This window comes from Micromonospora sp. NBS 11-29 (assembly GCF_002140155.1).
Classification (GTDB): domain Bacteria; phylum Actinomycetota; class Actinomycetes; order Mycobacteriales; family Micromonosporaceae; genus Micromonospora.
In genome coordinates this window covers 10,525-27,621 of sequence record NZ_NAPR01000009.1, presented here as the reverse complement: position 1 = coordinate 27,621, position 17,097 = coordinate 10,525, and the positions used below count along the sequence as shown (strand labels likewise).

At 77.0% G+C, this 17,097-nt stretch carries 2 protein-coding genes and 7 pseudogenes; 8 read left to right on the top strand and 1 reads right to left on the bottom strand.

Annotation, left to right across the window (positions count from 1 at the left end; genetic code table 11):
• The 7 genes and pseudogenes from B1205_RS33375 to B1205_RS31460 form a co-directional block, all read left to right on the top strand.
• A pseudogene (locus tag B1205_RS33375) lies at positions 1–3,053 on the top strand (type I polyketide synthase); the annotation flags it as partial.
• Between the two features lie 150 nt (positions 3,054–3,203).
• Positions 3,204–3,719, top strand: a pseudogene (locus B1205_RS33370) (polyketide synthase dehydratase domain-containing protein); the annotation flags it as partial.
• Positions 3,702–7,904: pseudogene (locus tag B1205_RS33365) on the top strand (type I polyketide synthase); the annotation flags it as partial. The pseudogenes B1205_RS33370 and B1205_RS33365, both read left to right, overlap by 18 nt.
• A pseudogene (locus B1205_RS33360) lies at positions 7,878–8,870 on the top strand (polyketide synthase dehydratase domain-containing protein); the annotation flags it as partial. The pseudogenes B1205_RS33365 and B1205_RS33360, both read left to right, overlap by 27 nt.
• A 429-nt stretch (positions 8,871–9,299) precedes the next feature.
• Positions 9,300–11,921: pseudogene (locus tag B1205_RS33355) on the top strand (SDR family NAD(P)-dependent oxidoreductase); the annotation flags it as partial.
• A gap of 29 nt (positions 11,922–11,950) precedes the next feature.
• Positions 11,951–13,513, top strand: a complete 1,563-nt coding sequence (mhpA, locus tag B1205_RS13360) for a bifunctional 3-(3-hydroxy-phenyl)propionate/3-hydroxycinnamic acid hydroxylase MhpA (RefSeq protein ID WP_089155928.1) — start codon at positions 11,951–11,953, stop codon at positions 13,511–13,513.
• A gap of 30 nt (positions 13,514–13,543) precedes the next feature.
• Positions 13,544–14,239: pseudogene (locus B1205_RS31460) on the top strand (SAM-dependent methyltransferase); the annotation flags it as partial.
• Between the two features lie 208 nt (positions 14,240–14,447).
• Here the strand turns inward: B1205_RS31460 and B1205_RS13350 are convergent.
• The gene (locus B1205_RS13350; protein ID WP_176308581.1) at positions 14,448–15,191 is read right to left on the bottom strand and encodes a thioesterase II family protein; all 744 of its coding nucleotides are present in this window, start codon (positions 15,189–15,191) and stop codon (positions 14,448–14,450) included.
• A 218-nt stretch (positions 15,192–15,409) separates the two neighbouring features.
• On the opposite strand from B1205_RS13350, the pseudogene B1205_RS29085 reads away from it, so the two are divergent.
• Positions 15,410–17,097 (top strand): annotated as a pseudogene (locus B1205_RS29085) (type I polyketide synthase); the annotation flags it as partial.

Genomic DNA, 17,097 nt, shown 5'->3' with positions numbered 1-17,097 from the left:
CGGCCCGCCCCGACGGCGACGCGGACGCGCTGCGCCGCCGGCTCGCGGCGCTGACCACCGCCGACGGCGACCGGCTCCTGGCCGACCTGGTGCGCGCCGCGACCGCCGAGGTCGCCGGGCTGCCCGGCCCGGGCGCGGTCCGTCCGGACCGGGCGTTCACCGAACTCGGGTTCACCTCGGTCCGCGCGGTCGCGCTGCGCGACCGCCTGAACCGGGCCACCGGCGCGCGGCTCTCCGCCACCGCCGCGTTCGACCACCCCACGCCCACCGCGCTCACCCGGCACCTGGCGACGCTGCTGCGCGGCGGCGGCCCGGCGGACACCACCGTGGGTCCCGGCCCGGTCGCCGCCGACGACCCGGTGGCGATCGTCGCCATGGCCTGCCGGCTACCCGGCGGCGTCACCGGCCCGGACGAGCTGTGGACGCTGCTCGACTCCGGCCGGGAGGGGCTGACCGGCTTCCCCACCGACCGCGGCTGGGACCTGGCCCACCTCTTCTCCGACGACCCCGACCAGGCCGGCACCTCGTACGTGCGGGTCGGCGGGTTCCTGGCCGGCGCCGGGGACTTCGACGCCACCCTGTTCGCGNTCAGCCCGCGCGAGGCGCTGGCCATGGACCCGCAGCAGCGGCTGCTGCTGGAGACGTCCTGGGAGCTGTTCGAACGCGCCGGCATCGACCCGACCGCGTTGCGCGGCAGCGCCACCGGCGTGTTCACCGGCGTGATGCACCACGACTACGCGGCGAACGTGGGCCAGGCGCCGCCCGGCACCGAGGGCTACCTCGGCGTCGGCACCGCCGGCAGCGTGGTGTCCGGCCGGGTCGCGTACGCGCTGGGCCTGGAGGGGCCCGCCGTCACCGTGGACACCGCCTGCTCGTCGTCGCTGGTGGCGCTGCACCTCGCCGCGCAGGCGCTGCGCGCCGGGGACTGCTCGCTCGCGGTGGCCGGTGGTGTCGCGGTGATGGGCACCCCGCAGGCGTTCGTCGAGTTCAGCCGCCAGCGCGGGCTGGCGCCGGACGGCCGGTGCAAGGCGTTCGCCGAGGCCGCCGACGGCACCGGCTGGTCCGAGGGCGTGGCCGTGCTGCTGCTGGAACGCCTCAGCGACGCCCGCCGCCACGGGCACCCGGTGCTGGCGCTGCTGCGCGCCAGCGCGGTCAACTCCGACGGCGCGTCCAACGGGCTCACCGCCCCCAACGGGCCGGCCCAGGAACGGGTCATCCGGCGGGCGCTGGCCGCCGCCGGCCTCGCGCCGGGCGACGTGGACGCGGTCGAGGCGCACGGCACCGGCACCCGCCTCGGCGACCCGATCGAAGCCCAGGCGCTGCTCGCCACGTACGGGCGGGGGCGGGGCGACGCCGCGCCGCTGCTGCTCGGCTCGCTCAAGTCGAACCTCGGGCACACCCAGGCGGCGGCCGGCGCGGCCGGGGTGATGAAGATGGTGCTCGCGATGCGCCACGGCACGCTGCCGCGCACGCTGCACGTCGACGCGCCGACCGGCGAGGTGGACTGGACGGCCGGCGCGGTGGAACTGCTCACCGAGGCGCGGCCGTGGCCCGAGGCGTCCCGCCCCCGCCGGGCCGGCGTTTCCTCGTTCGGCATCAGCGGCACCAACGCCCACGTCATCGTCGAGGCCCCGCCCGCCGCGCCGGCCCCGCCGCCGGTCACCCGGGACACCCCGGCCGTCGTGCCGTGGCTGCTCTCCGCCGCCGAGCCCGAGGGCCTGCGCGACCAGGCGGCCCGGCTGCTGAGCTGGCTCGACCACACCGACGCCGACCCGGCCGACGTGGCGTACGCGCTGGCCACCACGCGGGCCACGCTGGAGCACCGGGCGGCGCTGCTGGTCGGCGACGCGGACGACGCCCGCGCCGGCCTGACCGCGCTCAGCCGCGGCGACACCGAGCCGGCCGGCGTGCTCACCGGCCGGGTCGGCGACGGCCGGCTCGCCGTGCTGTTCGGCGGGCAGGGCGGGCAGCGCCCCGGCATGGGCCGGGAACTGCGCGCGGCGTACCCGGTCTTCGCCGAGGCGTTCGACGCCGCCTGCGCCGAACTGGACCGGCACGGCCCCGCGCCGCACCCGCTCGCCGACGTGGTGCTCGCCCCCGAGGGCGACGGGCGGGCGGCGCTGCTCGACGAGACCCGCTACACCCAGCCCGCGCTGTTCGCCGTCGAGGTGGCGCTGCACCGGCTGCTCGAATCCTGGGGTGTCCGCCCGGACCTGCTGCTCGGCCACTCCGTCGGCGAGATCGCCGCCGCGCACGTGGCCGGCGTGCTCACGCTCGCCGACGCGGCCGCGCTGGTCGCCGCGCGGGCCCGGCTCATGCAGGAACTGCCGGCCGGCGGCGCGATGGTCGCGGTCGAGGCGGACGAGACCGAGGTACGGCCGCACCTGACCGACCGGGTCGGGCTGGCCGCCGTCAACGGGCCGTCCGCCGTGGTCCTCTCCGGCGACGCCGACGCGGTCGAGGCGGTCGCCGCGACGCTGCGCGCCGCCGGTCGCCGGACCAGCCGGCTACGCGTGTCGCACGCCTTCCACTCGCACCGGATGACACCGATGCTCGACGCTTTCCGCGAGGTCGCCGCCGGGCTGACCTACCGGGCGCCGCAACTGCCGGTGGTGTCCACGCTGACCGGTGCGCCGATCGACCCGGCCCGCCTCGCCACCGCCGAGCACTGGGTGGCGCACGTCCGCGACACGGTGCGCTTCCACGACGGCGTACGCGCCCTGCACGCCGAGGGCGTCACCACGTTCCTGGAGGTCGGGCCCGGTGGCGTGCTCACCGCGCTGGCCGCGGACTGCCTCACCGACGTCGGCGACGACCTCGCGTTCGTGCCCACCCTGCGCACCGGCACCGGCGAACCGGCGGCGCTGCTCACCGCCGCCGCCCGGCTGCACGTACGCGGCGTGCCGGTGGACCGGGCCGCGCTGGCCGGCCCCGGCCCGCACCCGCCGGTGGCGCTGCCCACCTACGCGTTCCGGCACCGGCACTACTGGCTGCCCGCCACGCCCGGCGCCCCGGCCGGCGACACCGGCCACCCGCTGCTCGGCGCCGTGCTGACCGTCGCCGGCACCGGCCAACTGCTCGCCACCGGGCGGTTCACCGCGAGCCGGCACCACGCCACCGCGCTGCTGCCCGCGACCGCGCTGCTCGACGCGCTCACCCACCTCGGCGAACGCCTCGACGCGCCGGTGCTGGCGAGCCTGCGGATGCCGGAACCGGCGCCGTTGCCCGCCGGACTGGCCGTCGAACTCCAACTCGACGTCGCCGGCCCGGACGCCACCGGCCACCGCGCCGCCCGCTGCCACCTGCGCGCCGACGAGACCGAACCGTGGCGGGCCGTCGCCGACGCGGTGCTCGCCCCGGCCGACCCGCTCGCCGCGCCGGGCGTGCCGGCACCGACCTGGCCGCCGGCCGGCGCCCGGCCGGCGGCGGCGGCGCACCCGCTGCTGCGGGCCGCCTGGACCGCCGGGGACCGGCTGCACCTCGACGTACGGCTGCCCGACGACGCCGACCCGGACGCCGAGCGGTACGGCGTGCACCCGGACGTGCTCGACGCCGCGCTGCGACTGCTCCCGCTGGCCGGGTTCGCCCCACCGGCCGGCCCGGACCAGCGGATCGTGCCCACCGAGTGGACCGGCGTGCGCCGGCACGCCACCGGCGCGTACGCGCTGCGGGTCACCCTCGCCCCCGCCGGCCCCGACGCGGTGACGCTCAGCGCCGCCGACGACGCCGGTCGGCCGGTGCTCGACGTCGACCGGATCGTGCTGCGGGCCGTCACCCCGCCGACCGCCGACACGCCGACGCCCGACACCGGCCCGGCCGGCCTGTACACGGTGGACTGGCTGCCCGCGCCGACCGGCCCGGTGCCCACCTGGACCCTCGCCGACGCCGTACCCGCGGCCGGGCCGCTGCCTGCGGTGCTGGTGCTGCGCCTGCCCGACGGCGACCCGGCCGCCACGCCCGCGCAGCGGGCCGACGCGGTCGGCCTGGACCTGCTCGGCGTGCTCCAGCGGTGGCTCGACGACCCGCGCGCCACCGACACCCGCCTCGCGGTCGCCGTCCGCGACGGCGAGCCGGCGCACGCGACGGCGGTCGGGCTGCTGCGGGTGGCCCGGGCCGAACACCCCGACCGGTTCCTGCTGCTGCACCTCGACGCCACCGACGACGCCACGGTCCGGGCCGCGCTCGCCGCCGCCGACGACGAGCCCGAGGTCGCCGTCCGCGACGGCCGGGCCCTGCTGCCCCGGCTGCGCCCGGCGGCCGAGCCCGACGCCGGTGCGCCGCCCGCGCTGGCCGGCGGCACCGTGCTGCTCACCGGCGGCACCGGCGGCGTCGGCCGGCACGTCGCGGTCCACCTGGTCCAGGCGTACGGGGTGCGCGAGCTGGTGCTGCTCAGCCGCACCGGCGCGCCCGCACCGTGGACCGGGGAACTGGCCGACGCCGGCGTCACCGTCCGGGTGGTGGCCGCCGACGTGGCCGACCGGGACGCCCTCGCCGCCGTGCTCGCCCCGCTCGCCGACCGGCTGGTGGCCGTCGTGCACGCCGCCGGGGCCACCGACGACGCCCTGCTCACCGACCTGGACCCGGAGCGCTGGGCCACCGCGCTGCGGGCCAAGGTGCACGGCGCCTGGCACCTGCACGAGTTGACCGCCGGCCTCGACCTGGCCGCGTTCGTGCTGTTCTCCTCCGCCTCGGCCACGTTCGGCAGCCCCGGTCAGGGCAACTACGCCGCCGGCAACGCGTTCCTCGACGCGCTCGCCGCTCACCGCCGCGACCGGGGGCTGCCCGGCACGGCGCTCGCCTGGGGGCTGTGGGCCGAAACCGACGGCATGGCCGGCCGGCTCACCGCCGCCGACCTGGCCCGCCTCGCCCGCGCCGGCACCCGCCCGCTGGACACCGCCGTCGGGCTGGCGCTGTTCGACGCCGCGCTGCGCGCCGGGCCGGCCGGGCTGGTGCCGATCGGGCTGGACCTGGCCGCCGTCCGGGCCGCCGGGGAGGTGCCGCCGCTGCTGCGGGCGCTGCTGCCGCCGCCACCGCGCCGGGCCGTCGTCGGCGACCCGGGCACCGGATCCGGGTCCGGCTTCGCCGACCGGCTGGCCGGACTGGGTGAACCGGAACGGGCCGCGCTGCTGCTGGACCTGGTCCGCACCCGCTGCGCCACGGTCGTCGGCCACGCCGGGCCGGAGCAGGTCGAGCCGCGCCGCCCCTTCAAGGACCTCGGCTTCGACTCGCTGATGGCGGTGGAACTGAGCAACCGGCTGGCCGCCGCGACCGGCGTCCGGCTCGCCCCGCACGCCGTGTTCAACCACCCCACCCCGGAACTGCTCGCCGCGCACCTGCACGCCCGGCTGCTCGGCACCGCCGCCACCGAGGTCACCGACGCCGCCACCGTCGCCCTCGACGAGCCGATCGCCCTGGTCGCCATGGCCTGCCGGTTCCCCGGCGGCATCGGCTCACCGGAGGAGCTGTGGCGGCTGCTCGACGCCGGCGGCGAGGTGATCGGCGACCTGCCCACCGACCGGGGCTGGCCGCTGGCCGACCTGTACGACCCGGAACCCGGCACCCCCGGCCGCACCTACACCCGCGCCGGTGGCTTCCTCACCGGCCTCGCCGACTTCGACGCCGCGTTCTTCGGCATCAGCCCCCGCGAGGCGCTCGCCATGGACCCGCAGCACCGGCTGCTGCTGGAGACCTCGTGGGAGGCGCTGGAACGGGCCGGCATCGACCCGGAGACGCTGCGCGGCAGCCGTACCGGCGTCTTCGCCGGCACCCACGGCCAGGACTACACCGACCGGATCGCCCCCGGCGCCGTCTCCGACGACGGGGAGACCACCGCCGACGAGGGACACCTGCTCACCGGCACCGCCGCCAGCGTCCTGTCCGGCCGGGTGGCGTACGCGCTCGGGCTGGAGGGGCCGGCGGTCACCGTGGACACCGCCTGCTCCGCCTCGCTGGTCGCGCTGCACCTGGCCGCGCAGGCACTGCGCCAGGGCGACTGCGACCTGGCGCTGGCCGGCGGCGTGTCGGTGCTGTCCAGCCCGGCCGGGCTCACCGGCTTCAGCCGCCAGCGCGGTCTCGCGCCGGACGGCCGGTGCAAGGCGTTCGCCGAGGACGCCGACGGGTTCGGCATGTCCGAGGGCGTCGGCGTGCTGGTGGTGGAACGCCTCTCCGACGCCCGGCGGCGCGGCCACCCGGTGCTGGCGCTGGTACGCGGCTCGGCGGTCAACTCCGACGGCGCGTCCAACGGCCTCACCGCCCCCAACGGCCCGTCCCAGGAACGGGTGATCCGGGCCGCGCTCGCCGCCGCCGGCCTCGACCCCACCGACGTGGACGCGGTCGAGGCGCACGGCACCGGCACCCCGCTCGGCGACCCGATCGAGGCCGAGGCGATCCTCGCCACCTACGGCCGCCGGCCCGACGGCGTACCGCCGCTGCTGCTCGGCTCCGTCAAGTCCAACCTCGGTCACACCCAGGCCGCGGCCGGCGTCGCCGGCGTGCTCAAGGTCGTCCTCGCCATGCGGCACGGCCGGCTGCCCCGCACCCTGCACGCCGAACGGCGCACCAGCCGCGTCGACTGGGCGGCCGGCGCCGTCGACCTGCTCACCGAGGCCCGGCCGTGGCCGCGCGCCGATCGGCCGGCCCGCGCCGGGATCTCCTCGTTCGGCATCAGCGGCACCAACGCCCACGTCGTCGTCGAGGCCGCGCCGCCCGAGCCGGCCGTCGAGCCGGCGCCACCGGCCGGGCCGGCGGCGCTGCCGTGGCTGCTCTCCGCGCGTACCCCGGAGGCACTGGCCGGGCAGGCCCGCCGGCTGCGCGCCCACCTCGCCGACCGGCCCGACCTGCGACCGCTGGACGTCGCCTGGTCGCTGGCCACCACCCGGGCCGGGTTCGACCACCGGGCCGTGCTGGTCGCCGCCGACCCGGCGGACCTCGCCGCCGGCCTGGACGCGCTCGCCGCCGCCGAACCCGCCCCCCATCTGGTACGCGGCGAGGCCACCGCCACCGGCCGGGCGGTGTTCGTCTTCCCCGGTCAGGGCTCCCAGTGGGTCGGCATGGCGCTGGACCTGCTCGACGAGTCACCCGTGTTCGCCGAGCGGATGGCCGCCTGCGACGCCGCGCTGCGGCCCTTCCTGGACCATCCGCTGCGGGACCTGCTGCGCCAGGCGCCCGGCACGCCCGACTTCGAGCGGGCCGACGTGGTGCAGCCGCTGCTGTTCGCGGTAATGGTGTCGCTGGCCGAGCTGTGGCGCTCGTACGGCGTCCAGCCCGCCGCCGTGGTCGGGCACTCCCAGGGCGAGATCGCCGCCGCCTGCGTGGCCGGCGTGCTCTCCCTGCCCGACGCCGCCCGGCTGGTGGCGTTGCGGGCCCGCGCCCTGCGCCGGCTGTCCGGCGCCGGGGAGATGGCCGCCGTGCCGCTGCCGGTCGACACGGTCCGCGAGCGGGTCGCCCGGTACGGCGACCGGCTGGCCGTGGGCGCGGTGAACGGCCCGGCGAACGTCGTCGTCTCCGGCGACCCGGACGCGATCGAGGAGTTCGCCGCCGAGTTGGCGACCGACCGGGTGCGGCCGCGCCGCCTCGCGATCGACTACGCCTCGCACTCCCCGCAGGTGGAACGGATCCGCGCCGAACTGGCCGAGGCCGTCGCCGGGGTCACCCCCGGCCCGGCGGCCGTGCCGATCTACTCCACCACGGACCTGTGCTGGCTCGACGGCACCGAGATGGACGCGGACTACTGGTACCGCAACCTGCGCCGGCCGGTCGAGCTGGCCGACGCGATCCGGGCGGTCGCCGCCGACGGCCACGACACGTACGTCGAGTGCAGCCCGCACCCGGTGCTCACCCCCGGCATCGAGCAGACCCTCCAGGAACACGACCGCCCGGTGGTGGTGGTCGGCTCGGTGCAGCGCGGCCGGGGCGACCGGACCCGGTTCCTGCTGTCCGTGGCCGCGCTGCACGCGCGGGGCGTGCCGGTGGACTGGCAGCCGGTGCTGGCCGGGGGCCGGCGGGTCGACCTGCCCACGTACGCGTTCGCCCACCGCCGCTACTGGCCCCGCCCGGTCACCGGCGCCGCCGACGTCGGCGCGGCCGGGCTGGCCGCCGCCGGGCATCCGCTGCTCGGCGCGTCCGTGCCGCTCGCCGACGCCCGGGGGCACCTGTTCACCGGCCGGCTCGCGGTCGGCGAGCAGCCGTGGCTGGCCGACCACCGGGTCGCCGGCCGGGTGCTGGTGCCCGGCACCGGCCTGGTCGAACTCTGCCTGCGTGCCGGCGACGAGGTCGGCTGCCCGGTCCTCGACGAGCTGGTCATCGAGGCGCCGCTGACCCTCGGCGAGGAGGGGGCCACCCAGGTGCAGGTGGCCGTCGGCCCGGCCGCCGACGACGGCCGACGCCCGGTCACCGTGCACTCCCGGCCCGCCGACGGCATGGCCGACGCGGCGTGGACCCGGCACGGCAGCGGCACGCTCGCCGCCGCCGAGGCGGGCACCGCCGCCGCGCCGCCGGCCGGGCCGCCGCCGGACGCGAGCGCCGTCGACCTGACCGGCTTCTACGACCGCCTGATCGACGAGGGGTACGGCTACGGGCCGGCGTTCCAGGGGCTACGGGCCGTCCGGGCCGGCGCCGACGAGGTGTACGCCGAGGTGGAGCTGCCGGCCGGCCCGCGCGCCGACGCCGACCGGTACGCGCTGCACCCGGCGCTGCTCGACGCCGCCCTGCACGCCGCGCACTTCGGTGGCCTCGCCGACGCCGGCGGCGAGAAGATCCTGCTTCCCTTCGCGTGGAACGGCCTCACCCTGCACGCGAGCGGCGCCACCACGCTGCGGGTCCGGCTACGCCGGGTCGGCCCGCACGCGTTCGCGCTGACCGCCACCGACCCGGCCGGCGCCCCGGTGGTCGAGGCGGCGTCCCTGACCATGCGCCCGATCTCCCGCGCCGACCTGGGCGCCCGCGACGACGCCGTCGCCGACGCGCTGTTCCACCTGACCTGGCAGCCGATGCCGACGCCCTCAGCACCGGCCCCGGCCCGCGTCGCCGTGCTCGGCCCGCCCAGCGCGGTGTCCCCCCTCGCCGACCCCGACCTGCCGTGTCACGCGGACCTGCCCGCGCTGGCCGCCGCGATCGACGCCGGCGCACCGCTGCCCGATGCGGTGCTCGCGCCGCTCACCTCGGCAGGCGCACGCCCGATCATCGACGGCCGGGCCGAGCCACCGGCCGACCACCACGGCCCGGCGGCGGGCCAGGACGGTCAGCCGGCCGACCACCACGGCCCGGCGGGGGAGCAGGACGGTCCAACCGCGACGGACCGGGCGCGACGGCTCGCCTGCGCGGCGCTCGCGCTGGTGCAGCACTGGCTGGCCGAGCCGCGTTGGGCGCAGACCCGGCTGGTGCTGCTCACCGCCGGCGCGGTCGGTGTGCACGGGCCCGGCGAGGTCGACGACCCGGACGCCGCCGCCGCGTGGGGCCTGGTCCGCTCCGCCCAGTCCGAGCACCCGGACCGGTTCGTGCTGCTCGACGCCGACGCCGCGCCCGACGCGGCCACCCTGACCGCCGTGCTCGCCGCCGACGAGCCGCAGGTGGCGCTGCGCGACGGCGGCGCGTACGTGCCCCGGCTGGCCCGTCGCGCCGACGCGCCGACGCTCACCCCGCCGCCCGACGCCACCGCCTGGCGGCTGGACGTGCCCCGGCGCGGCAGCCTCGACCACCTCGCGCTGGTGCCCACCGACGCCGCCGACGCCCCGCTCGGCCCGCGTGAGGTGCGGGTCCGGGTCCGCGCCGCCGGCCTGAACTTCCGCGACGTGCTCAACGCGCTCGGCCTCTACCCGGGTGACCCCGGCCCGCCCGGCGGGGAGGCGGCCGGCGTGGTCGCCGAGGTCGGCGCCGAGGTCACCGACCTTCGCCCCGGCGACCGGGTGCTCGGCGTGTTCACCGGCTGCTTCGGGCCGGTCGGGGTCACCGACCGGCGGCTGCTCGCGCCGATGCCCGACGGCTGGACGTACGCGCAGGCCGCGACCGTGCCGGTGGTGTTCCTCACCGCCTGGCGCGGGCTGGTCGGGCTGGGCCGGCTGCGGGCCGGCGAATCCGTGCTGGTGCACGCCGCCGCCGGTGGCGTCGGCATGGCCGCCGTGCAGATCGCCCGGCACCTCGGCGCGGACGTCTTCGCCACCGCCAGCGAGGGCAAGTGGCCCGCGCTGCGGGAGCTGGGCATTCCCGCCGACCACCTGGCGTCGTCGCGGACGCTGGACTTCGAGGAGCGCTTCCTCGCCGCCACCGGTGGGCGGGGCGTGGACGTGGTGCTCGACGCGCTGGCCCGCGAGTTCGTCGACGCGTCGCTGCGGCTGCTGCCGCGCGGCGGCCGGTTCCTGGAGATGGGCAAGACCGACGTGCGCGACCCGGCCCGGGTCGCCGCCGACCATCCCGGCGTCGACTACCAGGCGTACGACCTGACGCAGGTCGACCCGGACGAGATCCAGCGGATGCTCACCGAGCTGCTGGCGCTGTTCGCCACCGGCGCGCTGCGCCCGCTGCCGGTGCGCGCCTGGGACGTCCGGCAGGCCCCGGACGCGTTCCGCTACGTCAGCCAGGCCCGGCACGTCGGCAAGGTGGTGCTCACCATGCCCGAACACTGGGACCCGGACGGCACCGTGCTGCTCACCGGCGGCACCGGCCTGCTCGGCGGCCTGGTGGCCCGCCGGCTGGTCACCGGCCACGGCGTACGGCACCTGCTGCTGGCCAGCCGCGGCGGCCCGGACGCGCCCGGCGCGGCCGACCTGACCGCCGAGCTGACCGCGCTCGGCGCCACCGTCACCGTGGCCGCCGCCGACGTCGCCGACCGGGACGCGGTCGCCCGGCTGCTCGACGGCGTGCCCGCCGCGCACCCGCTGACCGCCGTGGTGCACCTGGCCGGCGTGCTCGACGACGGCGTGGTCACCGCGCTCACCCCGGACCGCGTCGACACCGTGTTCCGGCCCAAGGTGGACGCCGCCCGCCACCTCGACGAGCTGACCCGCGACCTCGACCTCGCCGGGTTCGTGCTGTTCTCCTCCGGCGCCGGCGTGTTCGGCGTCCCCGGCCAGGGCAACTACGCCGCCGCCAACGCCTGGCTGGACGCGCTGGCCCGGCGGCGGCGCGGCGCCGGCCTGCCCGCCCGCGCGTACGCCTGGGGCCTGTGGGCGCAGGCCAGCACGCTGACCGCGGGCGTGGACCGCGCCGGCACCAGCCGCGACGGGCAGCTCGCGATCCCGTCCGACCTCGGCATGGCGCTGTTCGACGCCGGCCTGACCGCGCCGGAGGAACACCTCGTGCCCACCCGGGTCGACCGGAACGCGCTGGCCGGCCGGCCGACCGTGCCGGCACTCATGCGTGGCCTGGTCCGCGCCGACCGGCCGAAGGCCCGCGCCGCCACCACCGGCGGGGCGGACCTCGCCGGGCGGCTGCGGGCGCTCACCGGCGCGGAACAGTCCGCGCTCCTGCTCGACCTGGTCCGGGCCGCCGCCGCGGCGGTGCTCGGCCACGGCAGCCCGGACGCGATCCGCGACGGCCAGGCGTTCCACGAGATGGGCTTCGACTCGCTCACCGCGGTCGAGCTGCGCAACCGGCTCACCGAGGCGACCGGGGAACGACTGCCGGCCACCGCCGTCTTCGACTACCCGGACCCGGCGGCGCTCGCCGCGTACCTGCGGTCCCGGCTGGTGCCCGACGGCGCGCAGGCCGCCCCGGCGGTGCTCGGCGAGCTGGAACGCCTGGAACGGGCGTTGGCCGAGACGACCGTCGAGGCGGAGCTGCACACCCAGGTGGCGGCGCGGCTGGAGGTGCTGGTCGCCAAGTGGCGGACCATGCGGGGCGCCTCCGCCACCGACGACGACCTGGACCTGGACCGGGCCAGCGACGACGAGATCTTCAGCCTGATCGACACGGAACTCGGGCTGTGACGGCCCAGGCGGACGAACGAGGGACGGCGATGACCGACGTACTGATCGTGGGCTACGGCCCGGTGGGCCAGGTGGCCGCGATCCTGCTGGCGCAGCGCGGATTCACGGTGCGGGTGCTGGAGAAGTGGACCACCCCGTACAGCATGCCGAGGGCGGTCTCCTACGACGGCGAGGCCAGCCGCATCCTCGCCGCCTGCGGCGTGGCCGACCGGCTCGGCGACGTGACCGAGCTGTCCGGCGAGTACACCTGGAAGAACGGCTTCGGCCGGACGCTGCTGCACGTGCGCGCCGCGCCGGACGGCCCGTCCGGGTGGCCCGACTCCACCTCGTTCTACCAGCCCGGCGTGGAGGAGCGGCTGGCCGAACGGGGCGCGGAGCTGCCCGGCGTGCAGGTGCAGCGGGGCGTCGAGGTGACCGGCCTGGCCGACCACGGCGACCGGGTCGAGGTGACCGCCGTGGACGGTGACGGCGGCCAGCACACGTACACCGCCTCCTGGGTGCTCGGCTGCGACGGCGCGAACAGCTTCGTCCGCGGCTGGCTCGGCGCGGGCGTCACCGACCTGGACTTCACCCACGACTGGCTGGTCTGCGACGTGGTGCTGAACACCCCGCGCGAGTTCACCCCGAACAACCTCCAGATCTGCGACCCGGCCCGGCCGCGTACCGCCGTCTCCGCCGGGCCGAACCACCGGCGCTGGGAGTTCATGCGGGTGCCGGGGGAGACGCTGGACGAGTTTCGCACCGAGGCCAGCGCGTGGCGGCTGCTCGGCCTGTTCGACATCACCCCGGACAACGCCCGGCTCGACCGGTACGGCGTCTACACCACCCAGGCCTGCTCCGCCGACGTGTGGCGGCGGGGGCGGGTGTTCCTGGCCGGCGACGCCGCGCACGTCATGCCGCCGTTCCTCGGGCAGGGCATGAGCTCCGGTTTCCGGGACGTGGTGAACCTGGCCTGGAAGTTGGACCTGGTGCGTCGGGGCCTCGCCGGGGAGGCGCTGCTCGACACGTACCAGGTGGAGCGGCGTGCGCATGTGCAGCACGCCATCCGGATGTCCATGGACTCCGGGGCGGTGATCTGCGAGACCGACCCGAAGAAGGCCGCCGGCCGGGACTCGGTGATGCTGGCCGCGCTGCGCCGGCGTACCCAGCAACGGCACGTCCGCTCGCTGCGCGAGGCGGTCGTCGACGGCGTGCTGCACCGCGACGCCGACGGCACGCCCACCCCGCGCGCCGGTGAACCCGCCTTGCAGGCCCGGGTGTCGTACGGCGGGCGCACCGGCGGCTTCGACGACGTGGTGGGCGTCGGCTTCGTGCTGCTCACCCGGGAACCGGCCACGCTGGACGGCGACGCCGTCGCGTTCCTCGACGACCTCGGCGCGTACCGGCTGGTGGTGCGGCCCGGCGACGACGACGCCGCGCCGGGCGAGCTGGCCGACCTCGACGGCGCCTACCGGTCCTGGCTCGGCGGCGCGGACGCCGCGCTGATCCGACCGGACTTCTACCTCTTCGGCGTGGCGACCGGCCCCGACGCCGCGGCCACCCTGGTGGCCGACCTGCGCCGGCAGGTGTCCACCCCCGCCCTGCACCCCTGACCATCCCCACCGCAGCCTTGAGGAGCTGACATGCTGGAGAACCTCCGCACCCTCGGCCGGGTCGTCCGGACCCTGGCCACCAAGGACCCGGTCACCCGGGTCCGCCGGTTCTACGAGATCCAGTCGCCGGACGTCGAGTTCGCGGCCCGCACCTCCCGCTACATGAACGTCGGCTACTGGGAGGAGGGTGTCACCAGCATCGACGTGGCCGGGCAGGCGCTGGCCGACAAGCTCGCCGAGGCCGCCGGGTTCAAGCCCGACGACACCGTCGTCGACGTCGGCTTCGGCTACGGCGACCAGGACTTCGCCTGGCTGCGGGACCGCCGGGTGGCGAAGGTGCACGGCATCAACGTCACCCCCCGGCACGTCGAGCACGCCCAGGAGCGGGCCCGCCGCGAGGGCCTGGCCGACCGGGCCGACTTCCAGCTCGGCAACGCCACCGCGCTGCCGTTCCCGGACGCCAGCGTGGACCGGGTGGTGGCATTGGAGTCGGCGTTCCACTTCCACCCGCGCAGCGCGTTCTTCGCCGAGGCGTTCCGGGTGCTGCGGCCGGGCGGCACGCTGGCCACCGCCGACATCATCCCGCTGAGCAACGACACCGCCCGCATGTCGATCAACTCCGGCCCGCTCAGCTTCGTGAAGTTCAGCCTGCCGGACGAGAACTGGCACGACCGGAAGACCTACGGTGAGCAGCTCACGTCGGCCGGCTTCGCCGCCGTGGAGGTGCACTCGATCGCCGACCGCACCTGGGAGGGCTGGCGGCGGTTCCAGTCCGCCCGCCCCTCGGACCCGGCGTTCCGCGCCGCCGCCGAGAGCAGCGCCGTCAAGGGCATGGCGAACCACTGGCGCGACACCGAGACGATCAAGAAGGAACTGGCCCTGCTCGACTACGTCNCCGCCGCCCGGACCGGGCGGCGGGGTCCGGCGCGGCCGGTCAGCGGGTCAGGGTCGTCGAGAGGGTACGCAGGATCGCCGGCGTGTGCTGGGTCAGGAAGAAGTGCCCGCCGGGGAAGACGTGCAGCTCGAACGCGCCGGTGGTGTGCTCGGCCCACGCCTTCGCCTCGTCCACCGTGGTCTTCGGGTCGGCGTCGCCGGTGAACACCGTCACCGGGCAGGTGAGCTTCGGACCTGGCTCGTACGCGTACGTCTCAGCCGCCCGGTAGTCGCTGCGGATCGCCGGCAGCGCGGCCCGCAGCATGTCCGGGTCGCCGAGCACCGCCGAGTCGGTGCCGCTGAGCTTCTTCACGTCGGCCAGCAGGCCCTCGTCGTCGAGCAGGTGCACCGTCTCGTGCCGGTGACTCGACGGCGACCGCCGGCCGGACGGGAACAGGTGCGCCACCGTGCCGCCCTCCGCCTCGATCAGCCGCGCCACCTCGAAGCCCAGCGTCGCGCCCATGCTGTGGCCGAAGAACGCCAGCGGCTGGTCCCGCCAGGGCCGCAGCACGTCGGCCACCTGCCGGGCCAGCTCACCGATGGTCGGCACGCACGGCTCGTGCCGGCGGTCCTGCCGGCCCGGATACTGCACACTCAACACCTCGACGGCCGGTGACAGCGCCCGGGACACCGGGAAGAAGAAGCTCGCGGAACCACCGGCGTGCGGCAGGCACACCAGCCTCGGTGCACCGGCCGGGGCGGGGTGGAACCGGCGTACCCACAGGCCGTTGTCGTGGTCGGTCATCGTCAACGCGGTCCTTCCAGCGGCGGTGCCCGCAGCGGGCGCCAGGGCGGTCCATCGGACGCTATCCGCGAGGTCGTCGGCCCGGCCACCCCTAGCCGACCCGGGTTAGGGGTTGTCGCAGCTCAGCGCCACGCCATAGCTTCCCCGCAGAGGGGACCCGTGGCCTTGGGTGACGTGTGCGCCGGACACCGTCAGGTCCCCGCCGACCAAGGGTCAGGTTGATGGACACCGAAGAGAAGCTCCGGGAGTACCTCAAGCGGGTCACCACCGATCTGCGACGGACCCGGCAACGGCTCCGCGACGTCGAGGACTCGACCCGGCAACCGATCGCCGTGGTCGGCATGGCGTGCCGTTTCCCCGGCGGGGTCACCTCCCCGGACGCGCTCTGGGACCTGGTCGCCGCCGGCGGCGACGCGATCGGCCCGTTCCCCACCGACCGGGGATGGGACCTGGCCACCCTGTACGACCCGGACCGGGAACGCGCCGGCACCTCCTGCGTACGCGACGGTGGCTTCCTGACCGACGCCGCCGGCTTCGACCCGGCGTTCTTCGGCATCTCCCCGCGCGAGGCCCTGGCCATGGACCCGCAGCAGCGGCTGCTGCTGGAGGTGTCCTGGGAGGCGTTCGAGTCGGCCGGGGTGGACGCCACCGCGCTGCGCGGCGAGCGGGTCGGTGTGTTCGCCGGACTCACCCACGCCGACTACGCGGCCGGCGCCGCCGGCGTGCCCGACGGGGTCGCCGACTATCTCGGCCTGGGCAGCGCCGGCAGCGTCAGCTCGGGCCGGGTGTCGTACGCGCTCGGGTTCGAGGGGCCGGCCGTCACCATCGACACCGCCTGCTCGTCGTCGCTGGTGGCGCTGCACCTGGCCGTGCGGTCGCTGCGCTCCGGCGAGTCCGACCTCGCCCTCGCGGGCGGGGTGACCGTGCTGCCGACCCCGTCGATCTTCGTGGACTTCACCCGGCAGAACAACCTGTCCCGCAGCGCCCGCTGCCGGGCGTTCGCCGACGCCGCCGACGGCACCGCGTTGGGCGAGGGCATCGGCGTGCTCCTGGTCGAACGCCTCGACGACGCCCGCCGGCTCGGCCACCGGGTGCTCGCCGTGGTGCGCGGCTCGGCCGTCAACTCCGACGGGGCGTCGAACGGGCTCACCGCGCCGAACGGGCCGTCGCAGCAGCGGGTGATCCGGGCCGCGCTCGCCGACGCCCGGCTCTCCGCCGCCGAGGTCGACGTGGTGGAGGCGCACGGCACCGGCACCACCCTCGGCGACCCGATCGAGGCGCAGGCGTTGCTGGCCACGTACGGGCAGGAGCGGGAGACGCCGTTGCTGCTCGGCTCGGTCAAGTCGAACATCGGGCACACCCAGACCGCCTCCGGCGTCGCCGGAGTGATCAAGATGGTGCANTGGTGCCGGCGACGCTGCACGTCGACGCGCCGTCGTCGAAGGTGGACTGGTCGGCCGGCGCGGTGGAGCTGGCCACCTCCGCGCGGCCGTGGCCGGCGGCCGACCGGCCGCGCCGAGCCGCCGTGTCGTCGTTCAGCATCTCCGGGACCAACGCCCACGTGATCCTGGAGGCGCCGGAGGTCGAGTCGGCTGCGGAGCCGGTGCCGGTGGTGTTGCCGTCGGTGCCGTGGTTGGTGTCGGCGCGGTCGGCCGAGGCTCTGGCTGGGCAGGCGTCGCGGCTGGCGGATCATCTGCGGGAGCGGCGGGACGCGTCGCCGGCCAACGTGGGTTGGTCGCTGGCGACCGCTCGCGCCGCGTTGGAACACCGTGCGGTGGTGGTGGGCGCGGATCGGGACGCGCTGGTGGCGGGCCTGTCGGCGCTCGCCGGGGGCGAATCGGCCCCGGGTGTCGTCATCGGTGAGGTGTTGTCGGGTCGGCGGGCGGTGTTGTTCACCGGTCAGGGC

Coding starts and splice junctions, on each gene's coding strand:
- B1205_RS13350 (WP_176308581.1), bottom strand. CDS start 15,191: ATGACCGACCACGACAACGGCCTGTGGGTACGCCGGTTCCACCCCGCC.
- mhpA (WP_089155928.1), top strand. CDS start 11,951: ATGACCGACGTACTGATCGTGGGCTACGGCCCGGTGGGCCAGGTGGCC.